Source organism: Streptomyces sp. NPDC096311 (genome assembly GCF_044763085.1).
In the GTDB taxonomy this organism is placed as follows: domain Bacteria; phylum Actinomycetota; class Actinomycetes; order Streptomycetales; family Streptomycetaceae; genus Streptomyces.
In genome coordinates this window covers 48494-63984 of sequence record NZ_JBIWFN010000015.1, presented here as the reverse complement: position 1 = coordinate 63984, position 15491 = coordinate 48494, and the positions used below count along the sequence as shown (strand labels likewise).

12 protein-coding genes are annotated in these 15491 nt (G+C 69.5%); 6 read left to right on the top strand and 6 right to left on the bottom strand.

All coding sequences use genetic code 11. From position 1 onward, the window contains the following. Nucleotides 1–2: 2 nt before the first annotated feature. Complete coding sequence (locus ACIRA5_RS33720; protein ID WP_403697352.1) at nucleotides 3–425, top strand: hypothetical protein; 423 nt, start codon at nucleotides 3–5, stop codon at nucleotides 423–425. A 40-nt stretch (nucleotides 426–465) separates the two neighbouring features. Here the strand turns inward: ACIRA5_RS33720 and ACIRA5_RS33715 are convergent, their stop codons facing one another. The 4 genes from ACIRA5_RS33715 to kstD form a co-directional block, all read right to left on the bottom strand. After that, nucleotides 466–1059 carry a DinB family protein gene (locus ACIRA5_RS33715; RefSeq protein WP_403697351.1) on the bottom strand — a complete coding sequence of 198 codons (594 nt, stop codon included), beginning with the start codon at nucleotides 1057–1059 and terminating at the stop codon, nucleotides 466–468. Nucleotides 1060–1163: 104 nt separating this feature from the next. Then, nucleotides 1164–2834 (bottom strand): alkaline phosphatase family protein, encoded by a 1671-nt coding sequence (locus ACIRA5_RS33710; protein WP_403697349.1) that lies wholly within the window; start codon nucleotides 2832–2834, stop codon nucleotides 1164–1166. A gap of 181 nt (nucleotides 2835–3015) precedes the next feature. Further along, complete coding sequence (locus ACIRA5_RS33705; RefSeq protein ID WP_403697346.1) at nucleotides 3016–3534, bottom strand: GNAT family N-acetyltransferase; 519 nt, start codon at nucleotides 3532–3534, stop codon at nucleotides 3016–3018. A 62-nt stretch (nucleotides 3535–3596) separates the two neighbouring features. Further along, on the bottom strand, nucleotides 3597–5420 hold the full coding sequence (gene kstD / locus ACIRA5_RS33700; RefSeq protein ID WP_403697747.1) for a 3-oxosteroid 1-dehydrogenase: 1824 nt from the start codon (nucleotides 5418–5420) through the stop codon (nucleotides 3597–3599). 1144 nt (nucleotides 5421–6564) lie between these two features. On the opposite strand from kstD, the gene ACIRA5_RS33695 reads away from it, so the two are divergent. From ACIRA5_RS33695 to ACIRA5_RS33675, 5 genes are all read left to right on the top strand, one after another. Beyond that, nucleotides 6565–8274, top strand: coding sequence for a choice-of-anchor P family protein (locus ACIRA5_RS33695; protein WP_403697344.1), 1710 nt, complete (start codon nucleotides 6565–6567; stop codon nucleotides 8272–8274). Next, nucleotides 8267–8602: a hypothetical protein gene (locus tag ACIRA5_RS33690; protein WP_403697342.1), complete on the top strand. Its 336-nt coding sequence runs from the start codon at nucleotides 8267–8269 to the stop codon at nucleotides 8600–8602. The genes ACIRA5_RS33695 and ACIRA5_RS33690 overlap by 8 nt, the downstream gene beginning before the upstream one ends. 462 nt (nucleotides 8603–9064) lie before the next feature. Continuing rightward, the gene (locus ACIRA5_RS33685; protein WP_403697746.1) at nucleotides 9065–9940 is read left to right on the top strand and encodes a carbohydrate kinase family protein; all 876 of its coding nucleotides are present in this window, start codon (nucleotides 9065–9067) and stop codon (nucleotides 9938–9940) included. 450 nt (nucleotides 9941–10390) lie between these two features. Next, nucleotides 10391–12292, top strand: coding sequence for an AMP-dependent synthetase/ligase (locus ACIRA5_RS33680; RefSeq protein WP_403697339.1), 1902 nt, complete (start codon nucleotides 10391–10393; stop codon nucleotides 12290–12292). A gap of 113 nt (nucleotides 12293–12405) precedes the next feature. Beyond that, the gene (locus ACIRA5_RS33675) at nucleotides 12406–12582 is read left to right on the top strand and encodes a hypothetical protein (RefSeq protein ID WP_403697336.1); all 177 of its coding nucleotides are present in this window, start codon (nucleotides 12406–12408) and stop codon (nucleotides 12580–12582) included. A gap of 204 nt (nucleotides 12583–12786) precedes the next feature. Here the strand turns inward: ACIRA5_RS33675 and ACIRA5_RS33670 are convergent, their stop codons facing one another. Together ACIRA5_RS33670 and ACIRA5_RS33665 are read right to left on the bottom strand one after the other, a co-directional pair. Then, a complete protein-coding gene (locus tag ACIRA5_RS33670; protein WP_403697334.1) occupies nucleotides 12787–14655 on the bottom strand; it encodes a sensor histidine kinase in 1869 nt (622 codons plus the stop codon). Next, nucleotides 14652–15344, bottom strand: a complete 693-nt coding sequence (locus ACIRA5_RS33665; RefSeq protein WP_403697331.1) for a response regulator transcription factor — start codon at nucleotides 15342–15344, stop codon at nucleotides 14652–14654. The genes ACIRA5_RS33670 and ACIRA5_RS33665 overlap by 4 nt, the downstream gene beginning before the upstream one ends. Between the last annotated feature and the right edge of the window lie 147 nt (nucleotides 15345–15491).

Sequence of the window (15491 nt, the reverse complement as noted above, 5' to 3'; positions counted from 1 at the left end):
CTGTGTCGCTCGCAGCAATCACGGGAACAGCCTCCTCCGACCCGTCTCCGTCACCGGCGTCCACGCCCACCGTGCAGTCGGCGGCGGGACGGCCCGTGATGGTCGACTGCTTCTGGCACGCGCAGGTGCGCCCCACCGATTTCATTCTCGCGTGCGGTGACGGCAACAGCCGCCTCACCTCGCTCCGCTGGTCTCAGTGGCACCAGGACTCCGCGGTGGCCGAGGGCTTCAACGTGGTGAACGACTGCAGGCCGAACTGCGCCGGGGGCACATTCCATTCGTACCCGGTGATCGTGCGGCTCAACGCCCCGCAGCCTTGGAAGAAGCACCCTGATCTGTCGCACTACACCCAGCTGAGCCTCGTCTACACCAAGGGGAAGCCGGACGGATTCGGGCAATGGCTCGACCTTCCCCTGTGGAACTGACTTCCGAGATCAAGGCGCGTTCCGGCTCAGTGGGGCGGCGTCAGTCGCGGCCGGCTTCCCGCGCCACACGCTCCAGTCGGCTTCGATGGCTCTCCCACCATGACCGATCGCCCGAGGGCATGGCGTCGTTCCCTTCCCACATCCCGGCAGCCCCGTCGATGGACTCCCGGAGAATGTCGGCGTGGCCCGCGTGCCGGTGGGTGTCGGCGATCACGCGCACCAGGACCTGGTGCAGCGTCACCTCTCTTCGGTCCTCGGGCCACCACGCCACACGACCGATCGCGTCGAGCGCGAAGGTCTCGATCGTGGTGTCCGAGTGCTTCCAGGCCTGGCGGTAGAGTCCGACGATCTGTTCGCCCGACTCATCGGCGTCGGCCCACATGTCCGCGTTGAGCTCGGCGTCGGCCGTGAACCAGAGCGGCGGCTCTTCGAAGAACGGCCGCTCGAAGGTGTCGCCGAAGTACCCCAGCTCCACTCCGGTGACGTGCTTGACCAGCCCCAACAGATTCGTTCCGGTCGGCGTCAGCGGACGGCGGACGTCGTACTCCGACAGCCCGTCGAGCTTCCAGAGCAGGGCGTCGCGGGCGGCTTGCAGGGAGCGGAGAAGATCCGCCTTCGCATTCGACTCGATCATGTCCCACAGTCTCGCAGCCACCACTGACAGTCCCATGGGCCCGGAACCCGGTGACGGGACCGTCGTCATGGCGGCGGTCCCGTCGGTGGAGCGTCGGGGTGGCGTCAGCGCACCGGCAGGATCGCGGTGTGCTCGACGCGTACGGCGTCCAGGGACCGGGGGTCGAGGCCGAGCAGTCGCAGGATCGTCGGGGCGATCTGCGTGGTCTCGACCGGGCCGCTGACGCGCACGCCGTGCGGGGTGGCGGCGCCCGAGACGACGAGCGGGACGTCGAGGTCGTCGGCGTGGGCTCCGCCGTGCTCGGCGATCTTGCTCTTGCCGCCGGTGTAGACGACGCCGTACTGGGCGATGCCGAACAGGTCCGGCACGCGCGAGTCGCCCGCGTCGACGTGGAAGTACCGCGCGGCCTCCGCACCGGCGTACAAGTTCTTCAGGCCGCTCGCGGTGAAGGGTTTGGCCTGGCCGGCGATGTCGTTGCCGGTGCCGGACTGGGCGAGCAGGTACGCCTTGGCGAAGGCGGTGGCGGCCTGCGAGCGGTCGTTGAGCCAGATGAGCATGGCGTCGTCGTCCACGAAGTGGGCGACCAGGTCACCGGCGCCCGGGTGGGCCTTCTTCCATGCGGCGTTGAGGCCGTCGAGCAGGGGGCCGTCGTCGATACGGGTCAGGGCCTTGGGGTCGGTCGGTGACTGGCCGTGCTTGGAGGAGAGGATGACAGTCGTGTTGCCGTCCAGGTGCTGCTTGCGCAGTTCGGTGAGGAACGCTCCGACCTCCTGGTCCACGAAGGCCAGGTTCTTGGCCAGCAGCGGACCGGGGACACCCTTCGCCGCGTAGCCGCCCGTCAGCCCCTCGGAGGCGGGCAGCTTCTGGGCGGTCGAGACGGACTGGAAGTTCATGCCGAAGACCGCCGGGGTGCCGGTCCTGTGGGTGCGGCCGTGGTCGTAGCCGTCGATCTCGTTGAGGACGGCCTTCACCTTGTATCCGTCGTACTGCTCCGTCGCCGCGTTGTCCTTCGTCCAGTCCGTGCCTGCCGGGTAGCCGATCGCCTGGCTGTTGATCTCGGGGGCGAAAAGGTCTTGGACGCCGTTGCCGGAGGGGCCGTTGAGGATCTCGTAGGCGACATGCTTGTCGGACCAGGCGGTCCGCAGCCCGGCCTTTCTGACCACGTTGAAGACCGTGTTCACCTTCAGATACGCGTGCGGGTACACCGGCTTGCAGGTCTTGGGGTCGACCGGCAGCTTCGACGGGTCGATGAGGCCGCGGGCGGCACCCGTCATCTTGAGGATGCTGTCGGGCAGGCCTGCGAGCCCCTGGCCGGCGTCGATGGAGTCCTTGTTGCGGTCGAGGTCCTCGGTGAAGTCGACCTCGGCGCCGGGCTTGGCACCCGCGCAGTGGGTCGTTCCGGCCGGGAGGAGTGCGGAGCTGTAGCCGTCGTCGTAGTAGATGCCCGTGGTGCCAGGGTTCCCGCCGGTGAGCTGGCCGACCAGGCCGGGGAACGAGTCGGAGGGGTCGGTGGTCCTCGCGTGCGTGTACTCGACCCCACCGGTGGCGAGCCGCGCGAGCGCGGACCTCGGGTGACGTGCGACGTACCAGGCCAGGTCGGCCTGGTGCAGGCCGTCGATCGACAACAGCAGGACATGGCGCGCGACATGCGCGGGCGAGTGCGCGGAGGTGGATGTGGCGTCGGGTGTGGCGGCGGTCGCGGTGGCGGTGAGGCCGCCGACGGCTGCGAGCGCGGCGACGGCCGCGGTGACGGGACGGGCGGGACGTCGGAACACGGGTCGTTCTCCTCTGATCTGACAGTGCGGAGCATGTGAAACCTGCGAACCATGCACCGACATAGGAGCCGCGCAACATGTACGGAAGCGGACTCGCGTGTCCCGTCATGCCCAAGAAACGCCACTGCGCGCGCAAAGGCTGCCTGGCACCCGAGTTCCCGTGGGATCCCGCGAGTTCCGCTCAGGCGGCGGCGTCGGCTCCCAGGGCGCGCTCCATGCAGACCAACTGCTCCCGCTCGTCCCATGACTCGGCCACGGTGAAACCGAGCCTTTCGTAGAGGGCGATGGCTCCCGACCGCCACTTCCACACCGACAGCCGCACCGTGCTGACTCCGCTTTCCCTGGCGTGCGCCAGAGCCGCTCCGACCAGATCGGACGCGATGCCGCGGCCCCGGAAGGCCGGGTCCGTCCAGAGCCTCTTGACCTCCGACCGCCCGGCGACAGGGGCGGTCACCACCAGGCAGCCCACCGCGGTCTCCCCGCTCACCGCCACCAGCACGACATCGTCGACGAACGCGGCCCGCGGGCCCAGGACTTCCGCGCGGTAGCGGTCCGGCAGCCCGTTGACATCGGTAACGGCCTCGCCCTTCTCGGCCTGGGTCTGCAGATGGTAGTCCGCCAACAATGCGGCCAACCCCTCGTCGACGGGACCGTCCTGACCTGGCCTACGGACGACGACCGTCTCGCTTTGATCAGTCATGACCCCAGCATCACACGACCACGGTCGGGCACCCCGCGGTCTGTGGGAGCCCCGCACATCCGTCAGGCGCCCGCGCCGGCCGCGATGTCCAACGCCGCGACGTAGCCGAAGGTCATCGCCGGGCCGATCGTCGAACCCGCTCCCGCGTAGCTGTGGCCCATAACGGCCGCGCTGGCGTTTCCGGCGGCGTACAGGCCCGGGATGACGGATCCGTCCGGCCGCAGTACCCGCGCCCGGGCGTCCGTTCGCAGGCCGCCCTTCGTGCCCAGATCACCCGGAACGATCTTGAAGGCGTAGAAGGGGGCGAGCCACAGAGGCGCCAGGCAGGAGTTGGGGAGGATCGCGGGGTCGGTGTAGTAGTGGTCGTAGGCGCTGTCGCCGCGGTGGAAGTCGGTGTCGTTGCCGTTCAGGGCAAGGCTGTTGAAGCGGTTGACGCTGCTGCGGAGCGCGGCGGCGGGCATGCCGATCTGTGCCGCAAGGGCGTCGAGGGTCCACGCCTTGTGGGCGGCGCCGGACGTGTACCACGTGTCGGGGAACGTGAAGGTGGGCAGCACGTCCTTGAAGAGGTAGCGGTTGCGGTAGTTCTGGTCGACGATCAGCCACGCCGGGATGTCGGGCGCGCCGCTGTCACGGTCGTACATGATGTGCACGACGTCGCTGTAGGGGGCCGCTTCGTTGACGAAGCGCGCGCCGGCCGCGTTGACGAGGAGCCCGCCGGGCAGGGTGCGTTCGGCGAGGCAGAAATACGGCTGGTCGGGCAGCGGGATCGCCGGGCCCCACCATGCGTCGTCCATCAGGTCGAGCGCCGCGCCGGCCCGCTGCCCCGCCTGGATGCCGTCGCCGGTGTTCTCCTTGGCGCCGACCGTCCACTCGGTGCCGATGGGCTGTCGCTGGTACTGGTCGCGCATGGCCGCGTTGTGCTCGAAGCCGCCGGATCCGACGATCACCCCGTGCCGGGCTCTGATGAGGCCCGGGGTGCCGTTCCTGGTGACCACGGCTCCCGTGGCGGTTCCGTTCTCCAGGTACAGGTCGGAGAGCGGGGTGTTCAGCCACACCGGAACCTGGGCCGCGAGCAGTCCGGCACGCAGACCTGCCGCCAGCGACTGGCCCATGGTGAGGGGCTTCTGGCCGAGGAGGGCCGCCTGAGTGCCGCGGGCCAGGCAGGTGGCGGCGACGGCGGCACCCTTCGCGCTGACCGCGGCGAGCGTGAGCCACTTGTAGTCGGAGCTGAAGACGACCATGCCGGTCGGTACGGTCATGTACGACGGGTTCAGATGGGCGAGTTCGGCACCGAGGATGTTGCCGTCGAGCTGGTCGGGTTCGATGGAGCGGCCACCGGGCAGTCCGCCGGGGAGTTCGGGGTAGTAGTCGCTGTACCCCTCCATCCAGCGGAAACGGAGCGGGCTGTTCGCCATGACGAAGGAGATCATGGCGGGGCCGCTGCCGAGGAAGGCCTGCCGGCGTGCGGCGGAGACGTCGGGACCGACCACCGCCGCGAGGTAGGTGGCGGCCTTCGCCGGGGTGTCCGGTACCCCCGCGGCGAGGATCACCGGGTTGTTCGGGATCCAGACGCCCGCGCCGGAACGCGCCGCCGAACCCCCGAACGTGGGCGCCTTCTCGACGACGACGCAGCTCAGCCCCTGTTTCGCAGCCGTCAGCGCGGCGGTCATCCCCGCCGCTCCGGAGCCGATCACCACCACGTCGTACGTGCCGAGGAGAGGCAGGTCGGCCGCGTCCGCGGCACCTGGCAGACCGGCCGCGAGCGCGAGCCCGGCTCCCGTCGCCGCACCGAGCACCCGGCGACGCGACGGGCCTGGACCGGAGGATGCGGTGGAGTCCGCAGAGGAGGCTTCGGTACGTCTCACGGGGTCCGCGTTCGTGGACATGGCAGGGCGCTCCAGCCGGGCGAAGGAATGGGCGAGCGTGCTGTGCCCCGGGAAGCAACGGGTCTTCTGCATCCCGGTTCTGATGCGGAGTCAGGAATGTCGCGCGGTGGTCTTGTGAAGTCAAGGGCTGCGCAGGGCGGTCGGCGGCCACTGCGTCGGTCACGGCACGTAGGCGAGCGCAACCCTGTCCGCCGTCTGGCCAATACGTGGGGGGCGGCACATTTGATGCCGCCCCCCACCATCCGCTGCCGCAGTCACCTTGTTCACCCACCCCCTTCCACAGGACGAAGGGGTCGTACCAGGTCAGGTGCCTGATCCTCAGTGAGGATCAGGCCCTCAATCTGGGAGAAGATCTTGGTCGGCCTCTCCCAGGGGTACTCGCGGGGGCTGCCCACCGCGAGGCAGCCAATCGTTCTTGGACCTGCACGTTCGCGAATCTGGCCCACGGATCGCCGTGAACACCATGCGAGGTCTCCTTGGGGCTGCGCCTGAGGCGGGGACGGTGCCGTCGGTGGTGCGGACGATCCCTCGTACTCAGGGAAGACCCGCTCCAGGCGATCGGCGATGGCACGTACGGATTCGGCGCGAAATCGACTGCGCTCCGACAGCAGAACTGGCTCATGCTCCCCCAGTAGCCGGATCCTGCCGAACCCAGCATCGACGCGGTGCCCCGCGAAAACCATGAGGGGTTGGAGGAGGACCGGGGACATCCCCAAGGAAGCAACCGCCGACTCGGCCACCTTCGTCACGGCCAGGAGCTTGGCCGCATGCTCATCGCGGGTCTCGCCGCCGGCGATGGGCAGGGCAGGTGCACGGCCGACAAGATCATCCCCGCCGATCAACTTCAGGCATACCCGCGGTCATCGGACACACGGCGTTGAAACTGGTGCACCGTCGATGGACCACCCGCCACGGGGGAGGCTGCCCCGCTGCGGCCGATCAGGGATTCCGTGGTGAAAGCGGAGCCTGACCGCTGGCCTCCACACACATGTAACGGCTACCCCGCACGGACGGGACTCGCCGTCGCGCGACAACCATTTGTCATGTCCCTTACTTGGCGGCAAGGTAGTGCCCCCGTGGCGCTCAGGATGTCGCGGGGACGCCGGACCGTCATGGGGCGGCCCGGTCACAAGGAGGGGATTCCGTGCCGGTTCTTCATGACCCCCGGCGCACACTCATGCGTGCCCCAGCACGCGGCCGGGCACGCCGACGTCTGTCATCCGCCGTACTCGTCCTGTTGCTGGGGCTGTTAGGCGCACTGGTGGTGCCCGCCACCGCGTCCGCCGATCCTGGTGACCCGAATCCGAACATGATCGACTGGACCGTCGTCGACTCCTTCCGGGGGACGGCGGGCAACGACATCCCGTTGCGTGAGGGACAGAGCGACTGCAAGACGCCTCAGTGCAACCCACCCGTGGACGGCTTCGGCAGGCGGCACATCCTGGAACACGGGGTGGTGCCTGACCACGACGACATCCAGGAGACCGTCGGCACCGAGGGCTTTTGCGTGCCCGCCCCGGACAACCGGGTGATCTGTACGAACACGGACGCCAGCCTCGTCGTCGTGTACGTCACCCACAACGATCCGCGCTCGGGCGACGGCAGGCCGTTCGGGATCATCACCGCCTACTACTTCCTGCCCTGCTTCCAGGCCGCCGACTGCACGGGTCCCGAACAGCCCCACAAGGTGGACACGGCCCTCACCTACACCGGTGGCGGCACAGCGGTGAACGGATCCCCGGTCAGCCTCTCGGCCAAGCTCACCAATGACTTCGGGACGCCGGTCGAGGGGCGGGCCGTGCGGTTGTCCCTGGGTACGGGAGCCACGCAGCAGACGTGCACCAACACCACCACAGCGTCGGGCACGGCCACTTGCACCATCGCCTCGGTCGACCAGCCGCAGGGGGCGTCGAACGCGGTGCCCGTGACCGCCACCTTCGGCGGCGACGACGACTACAACCCGTCCAGCACATCCGCCGAACTGGGCCTGACCTCACCGACCACACTCGACTACACCGGCGTGACGCACCTCGCCAACGGCACTCCGGCCCAGCTGGCCGCCAAGCTCACCGACTTCCAGGGAGACGCGGTGCCTGGGCGCAGCGTGCGCTTCGTCCTCGGTACCGGTGGAGACCAACAGACGTGCAGTGGAACGACGAGCGCCACGGGGACCGCCACCTGCACGGTCGCGTCGGTGGACCAGCCGCTGAACGACTCCGCCATCGTCCCGCTGCGAGCGGCCTTCGCAGGTGACGCCGGCTACCTGGCCTCCGAGACCTCCGCACAGCTGAAGCTCCAGTACGCGACGGGCCGCGCCTACAGCCTCTCGGCGCACGTCGCTCTCATCGGCGTACCGCTCCTGGAGATCGAGCCGCAGCCCGACACCGGAACCGTCCGTACGGCGAACGCGAGCGCAACCGACACCCCATGCTCGGCCGAGTACAGTTCGCTCCTGCTGTCGGTGCAGAAGCTGTGCCCCAAGGTCACCACGACGCTCGCCCCCGGCAAGGTCACGGCGACCTCGACGGTGACGCAGGCCCGCATCGGACTACCCGGTGTGCCGGTCATCGAGGTGTCCGGGCTCACCGCGACCTCCCACAGCGAATGCGGCAAGGCCACGGGCAGCACCACGCTCACCCTGAAGATCGCGGGAGTTCCGGTTACGCTGTCGGGTGATCCGAACACGGAGATCCCGCTCGTCGGAGGTGGCCGGCTCATCGTGAACGAACAACTGCTCTCGACCGGCGCCGACTCCGGCCTCAAGGTCAACGGCGTCCACCTCGTCCTTCCCGCCGGCGGCGGTGAGGTCGTCCTGGCCTCCACCGACAGCGCGATGCACAACTGCGGTGACTGACCACCACGCCGACTGGGGCGGGCCGCAGGAATACACGGACATGTTCCTGCGGTCCGCCCGCCAGGCTGTACTGGATCTCTGCGACCGACGGGGCGGCGAGTTCGAGTCACTCACCGGCGAAGCCGTGTCCGATGCCGCAGACAACGTGGTCGTCGCCACCGCGGTAGTGCTCTTCCGTGGCCGTCGCTGCGTCTTCCGCCGCGGGATCTGGCCGCCGAACCACCCCGCCACCACGCAAGCCGCCATCTACGCGACCGTCCTGGAGGAGCGGCTGCTGACCCGGGTCCAACCCCGCCTCGGCGACGACGCGTCGCCGGTCGACCTCTGAGAGCACGCACTGACGCGTGTCGGCTCAGGCCGGCCCTGAGCCGCTCACGCATGCCTGGGGTCATGACCGATCTCCTCTGCGCGAGCAATGCGGAGGCGGCGGTGCACCACGCCCCATGCGGCCGCTGACAGCGCACCGCATCGTGCACATGCGCCAACCCCCCGCTGTACCAGCCGAGACCAGCGCTCCGACCTGTACAGATGCCACCCACGGCAGGTACGCAACTTGACCGACCCTCATTCAGGGAAACCCCACCCGTCGGGCCGGCCTCCTGCCGGTTCCCGCCGCGGCATGAACCGACCGGCCGTCCACCACGTTGTGGGATGGCCCGCCATACTGGGGGCGGCGGGGAAGGAGAGGGCAGATGGATCTGTGATCCCACAGCACGCGGAAAACAACCAGACCGGCGACCACGACCTCGACCCGTACAGCGCATACGACCAGTACGGGAAATACGACGTCCTGGTGATCGGCGGCACCGGCGTGGACACCATCGTCCGCGTCGACTCCCTGCCGGTCCCGCTCGCCGACTCCGTCCATGTCGGCCCGATCGAGGAGTGGCCCGGTCACACCGGAGGGAACGTCGCCCTCGGCACACGGGCGCTGGGCCTCAAGGTCGGGTTGCTCGACTGCATCGGTGACGACTGGATCGGCGCACAGGTGCGCGAGCGGATGTCCCAGGGTGGTGTCGAGTTCCTCCCGCTGATCTCCCCCGCCGGAACGCGGCGGGCGGTCAACCTGGTGGACGCCTCCGGCCGTCGGATGTCCTTCTACGACGGCCGTGACCCGGCGGATCTGCGGATGCCCCGGGACTTCTACCTGCCGCGGCTGCGGCGCACCCGCCACGTCCACCTCTCCATCATGAACTTCGGGCGCTTCCTCTACGACGACATCGAGGACCTCGGCGTCCCCGTCTCCACCGATCTGCACGACTGGGACGGACTCGCGGACCACCATCGGGAGTTCGCCCTCCGCTCCGATCTCGTCTTCTTCAGCGCGGCGGGCGTGGGCGCCGAAGCCCCCGCGCTGATGCGGGAGATCCTCCGCGCCGGGCGGGCACACACGGTGGTCGCCACGGCGGGCGCGGACGGCTCCTACGTCCTCACCAGAGACGGCGGCCCCGATCCACGGCACATTCCGGCAACCGTCCCGTCCGCTCCGGTGGTGGACTCCAACGGCGCGGGCGACGCGTACGTGTGCGGCTTCCTGTACGGCAGGCTCGCCGGCCGGGACGTACGGGAGTGCGCCCGGCTCGGGGCGATCGCGGGTGCCCACGCGTGTACGGCACCGGGCTCGACGGCCCTCATCTCCCGGGAGACACTCCTGAGTCGCGCATGACCGGAAGCCGTCCCTGCTCGGTGGCTCGCGGACCAGTGGTGGGCGCGGAGGTGAAGGCGGCGGATCCGTTCGGGTGGCACCGGGTGATCCGGTGCAAGCACCGTCGCCACGGGGAGCGCTCGGCTGCTCGTCTCCTGGGCGGCCGGATCGCAGCCGCTGTCGGGGCTGTTGCGGGCGTTGCCGCCGCCGCGAGCGACTCGTCCGCGCCGTCCTGACCTTCCCGACCGGGGGGCGCGCGCCACCGCACGACCACCCCCTGCCCGACCGCGCACCGAGTTCGTCCATGACCGACTCCCGAGCGTGGGAGGTCCCTGCTGCGACCGTAACCTCATCGGTAGACGAACTGCTGCCTGAATCCGACACAGTCGTGGCCGGTCTGGGCTAGATTCGTGAATCCTCGGCACCGGAGCCTCTCGGTGGGGTCGCGCCGGGGAGAATTCTGGAGCGGCGATGCACGCGTTCGAAAATCCTTCACCGGCTGCGACAGTGATGCAGGGTGGACTCGCCGACAGTCTCTTCGAAACGGCTCGCCGCGAGCCGGATCTGCCGCAGATCGCACGCCGTCTCGACGACGATCCCGGCATCTGGACGACGGTGACCGCGGCCGAGCTGTGGGACGAAGTGGTCGATCTGGCCCGGGGGTTGGTCGTGTCCGGCCTGCGTCCGGGGAACCGGGTCGCCGTCATGGCACGTACACGCTACGAGTGGACCGTCCTCAGTTACGCGCTGTGGGCGGTCGGCGCCGAGGTCGTGCCGATCTACCCGACCTCGTCGCACGAGCAGGTCGCGTGGATCCTCCAGGACGCGGGCTGTGTCGCCGTGGTCGTCGAGGACGAGCAGGGGATCATGACGGTCGGCTCGGCATGCGCGTCGCTCCCGTCGCTGCGCCACGTCTGGCAGTTGGACACCGGGGCCCTGGCACAGCTGGTCGAGCGGGGCCGGGCGATCCCGACGACCACGGTGGACTCGCTGCGCCGCATCGTGCTGCCCGACTCGACCGCGGTCATCGCCTACACCTCCGGTACGACGGGGCACCCCAAGGGCTGTGCCCTCACCCACCGTAACCTCGCCAGCCCCTGCGACACCCTCCTCGCGGGCTGGAGACACACGGCTGCTCCCCCTGGTGAGCAGCCCGCCATCCTCGCTTTCCTGCCCTTCTCGCACGTGTACGGCCTCATGGTCCAAGGGCTCTGTCTGCGGGGCGGCATCCTGTTGGGGCATGAGCCCGACCTCAGTGCGGAGACACTCTCCGCGGCGCTTCTCTCCTTCCGCCCGACCTATCTCTACGCCGTCCCGTTCGTCTTCGAGAAGATCTACAAGAACTTCCTGCGTACCGCACAACAGACGGGCCGCGGAGCCCTGTTCGAGCGTGCCGTCCAGACGGCGAAGGACTTCGCCGCGGCCACCGAACGCCAACGACTGGGCACGGGCTCGGGCCCCGGCTTCGATCTGCGCCTGCAGCACACCCTCTACGAGAAGACCGTCTACCGGAAGCTGCGGGCCTCCCTGGGGGGACGCGTGTGCGGTGCGGTGTCGGGCGGCTCCCCGCTCAACCGTGAACTCGCCCTCTTCTACGCGGGCATCGGGATCTTCGTCCACGACGGGTACGGGCTCACCGAGACGAGCGGCGGCATCACGGCCAACCCTGTGGGGCGCGAGAAGTTCGGAACGGTCGGCCGCGCCCTGCCCGGTACGGACATCCGGGTGGCCGAGGACGGGGAGATTCTGGTGTGGGGGCCCTCGGTGTTCCAGGGCTACGTCAACGATCCCCCGTCCACGTACGCCGCGTTCCAGGACGGCTGGCTGGCGACGGGCGACCTCGGGCACCTCGACGCCGAGGGGTACCTGGCCATCACCGGCCGCAAGAAGGACATCATCATCACGAGCGGCGGCAAGAGCGTGGCTCCCACGGCCCTCGAAGAGCGGCTGCGCGTGCACCCGTTGATCCATCAGGCGGTCGTCGTGGGCGACAACCGGCCGTGTGTGGGTGCCCTCATCACCCTTGATCCCGACTTCCTCGCGCACTGGCGCGGAGCCTGGTCCAAGGGAGGCGCGTCGGCACGGGACGCACGGGAGGAGAACGAGCTGCGGGAGGAGGTCAGACGCGCCGTGGCCGCGGCCAACAGCACCGTGTCCCGCTCCGAGTCGATCCGGGTGTTCCGTGTTCTCCCCGAACCCTTCGACCAGACCAACGGCCTGCTGACCCCGTCGATGAAGCTGCGCCGGGACGCCATCTCACGGCGTTTCGCCGCCGAGATCGACGCGATGTACCAGACCTCGTCGAGGGTCCCGCGGGAGTACACGCCGAGCGAGCCCTCGATCTGGGACGATTCCGACAACGTATTCCGGTGAGGAACTCCGCACGGGCCACTTCCCACGGTCGGAAAGTGGCCCATTGCGCGTCGCCCTCGTCCACGACTTCTTCGGCGCCCAGGTCATCAGCCTGATCCGCCGGAGGGGCCCTGGTGAAGGACTCCGCCTGGGAGATCGGCGCGGAGCCGCGCGCGACCTGCACCATCGACGCCTCGGCACCCCCCGCCGACGGCTCTTGGAGGCCCTGCGTCATGGACAACGCCCCCGGCATCCTCACCGTCGACCCCGGCCACCTGGACGGCTGGAACCTGACTTTCCGACCCTCGTGACCTCTCTGCGCCTCTGCCACTTCCTCCGCGGCGCGGGACATAGGTGCGTCCCGCGAGCGACCGCAGGGGCGTGACACGAATTCTGGCCCCCGGCATCCTGGTGGTGTTCATGTGACCACAGTGCTCCCAGGACGCCGGGGCAACCAGATCCCTCCTGTACGGGGGAACGCGGATCCTGGTACCGCCAGCACCACCCTGCGCAGGTCAGCGGACCTCGTCCGCGTCAACCGGCGGGTCAGTGGCGGGCAGCCTCAGGGTGAAGACCGAACCGGCGCCGAGTTCACTCGCCACCGCGACGCCACCCCCGTGGGCGGCAACAAGCTGGCGGACGATGGACAGGCCGAGCCCACTGCCGCCGGTGCGCCGGCTGCGGGACTTCTCGGCCCGCCAGAACCGGTCGAAGACGCTGGGCAGATCCTCCGCGGCGATACCACTGCCGGTGTCGGCCACCTCGAGGACGACCTGGTCGTCCTCCTCCCGGGCGGAGAGAGTGATCGTGCCGCCGTCCGGTGTGTGCCGGATCGCGTTGGACACCAGATTGCCGAGTGCCTGCCGCATCCGGACCGGATCCGCGTCGATCCACGCAGACCCGCTCCCCGTCGGCGCGGACGTCCCGTCCGTCCCCGTCCGCAGCCCGATGCCCGCGGCCTCCGCTCCCACCCGGTGCGCCGCGGCGACCTGTGCGAGCAGCTCGTCGGCACGGACGGCCTCGCGGTGCAGCCCGAGTGTGCCCGCGTCGGCCGCCGCGAGGTCCTGGAGATCGTCGATGACCCGCTGGAGCAGTACCGCCTCCTCGTGCAGGGAGGCAAGCAGTTCCCGGTCGGGGTCGACGATGCCGTCGCGGGTCACCTCCAGCCAGCCGCGGATGTTGGTGAGCGGGGAACGCAGTTCATGCGCGATGTCGCTGACCATCGCCTTGCGCTGGGCCTCCATCCGCTCCCGGCGCTCGGTCAGCTCATTGAAGGCGACCGCCAGGATGCCCGTCTCGTCGCGGGTGGTGACGGGCACCCGTACATGCTGCTCCAACGGCTGCTGGGCGGCCTGCGTGAGCGCGCGCAGCGGGCGGACGAGACGGGTGGCGACCAGCGCGGTCACGGCCACGGTGAGGGCCAGGACGAGACCGGTGACTCCGACGATCTTGGCCTTGTTGGCGTTCGACATGTCGAAGTGCGGGAGGGCGCTGTCCCCCGTGCCCAGGAACAGCTCGGCGACGGGCGCGACATCGGGGTCGAGCTGCTCGCGACGCGCTTCGGCGACGCACTCGCTCCCCTTCGCCCCGATCGCCGTGGGATGCCCTACCGGGTTCCCCCTGTCCAGGGCGAACTGCGGCTGCGGGGCCTGGCTGGAGAACTCCAGCGAGAGGAACCCCTTCGCGGGCACAGCGACGTCCTGGCGCCGCAGGCACGCCTCGGCGAGGGTCGTCAGCCTGGCCAGCGCCGTCTCCTCGGTTTGGGTCAGGGTATTGAGCTGTCCGTCCGCGCACACGTCGGGCACGGTCGAGTTCGGGAGGATCCCGTTCTCGTCCGAGAGGACGGGCCTACCGCTCGGCGTCCAGGTGATCGTGGTGTCGACGCCGTTGCGCGCGGCGCACTTCTGCCGCACAGTCGCCAGCTTGCCCAGCCGTGCGCGTTCCAGGGGCGTCAGCCGGTAGGGCCCCACGGCGCGCGGGTCGACACCGCTGAGCTGGGCCCCTGGCTCCGAGTAGGTGTCGGTGTGCAGGGGGTCGACGGTGGCGGCGGCCCCGGGCGGCAGGGCGGTGCGGGACTTGGCGGAGTCGGCGATCGGCGTACGGTCCGCCGTCGTCAGCGCGATCCGTCGCCCCTTGGCGGCCGACAGCCGGAGCAGGGTGTCCTGGACGCCCGCCCAGCTCGGGTGGGTGGCGGCGTATCCGCTGAGCTGCCGGAGGATGTCCGTGTCGTCGGCGAGGACCTGTCCCTGCTCCTCCTGGATGGCGCGGGTCGTCGTCTGCACCGCCAGCCACGCCGTCGCCGCCACCGAGCAGAGGGCGATGAGCACCGAGGTGATCATCAGCCGTACGAGCAGCCTCTTGCGCAGCGGTATGCCGGAGCTCACCCGCGCTCACCGCTGAGCTTGTAGCCGACGCCGAACACGGTCAGCAGCCGCACCGGCCGGCGGGGATCGGGCTCGATCTTCTTGCGCAGGTTCATGATGTGCACGTCGATGGCCCGTTCGGTGGAGGCCCGGTCGATACCGCGGGTGCACTGGAGCAACTGCCGCCGGGAGAAGACCCGTTCGGGTTCCGCGGTCATGGCGCGCAGGATCTCGTACTCGCCGGGGGTGCACTCCACGCGCGCGCCGTCGCAGTGCACCTCGTGCCGGACCGGGTCGACGGTGATTCCGGCGGCCCGTACGGCCCGGTCCTGCTCATCGGCCGGGCGCCCGCTGCGCCGCAGGACCGTGCGGATACGGGCCATCAGCTCGCGCGGGCTGTACGGCTTGGTCATGTAGTCGTCGGCGCCGAGTTCCAGGCCGAGCAGGATGTCTTCCTCGGCGGAGCGGGCGGTGAGCATGAGGACGGGGATGTCGTCGTCCCGGCGCAGTACCCGGCATACGCCGAAGCCGTCGATCACGGGCAGCATCAGGTCGAGGACGACGAGGTCGGGCTTGTGCCTCCGTACTTCGTCGAGCGCGGCCCCGCCGTCGTGGACCACGGTCGCGGTGTGTCCCTCCTGAAGCAGTGAGCGGCGTATCAACTCCGCCTGTTTCTCGTCGTCCTCCGCGACCAGCACATGTGCGCACACGTGGCCGATGGTAAGCGCCTGCGCCCGGGAAAAAGGGAGGAGAGAGGGTCTTCCCACACCCTGACAACTTCCTGATCTCCGCCTGCGAAGCTCACGCACGCCACCTGACACGACTGAGGTCGAAGGTGTGCACGGATCTTGACGCTC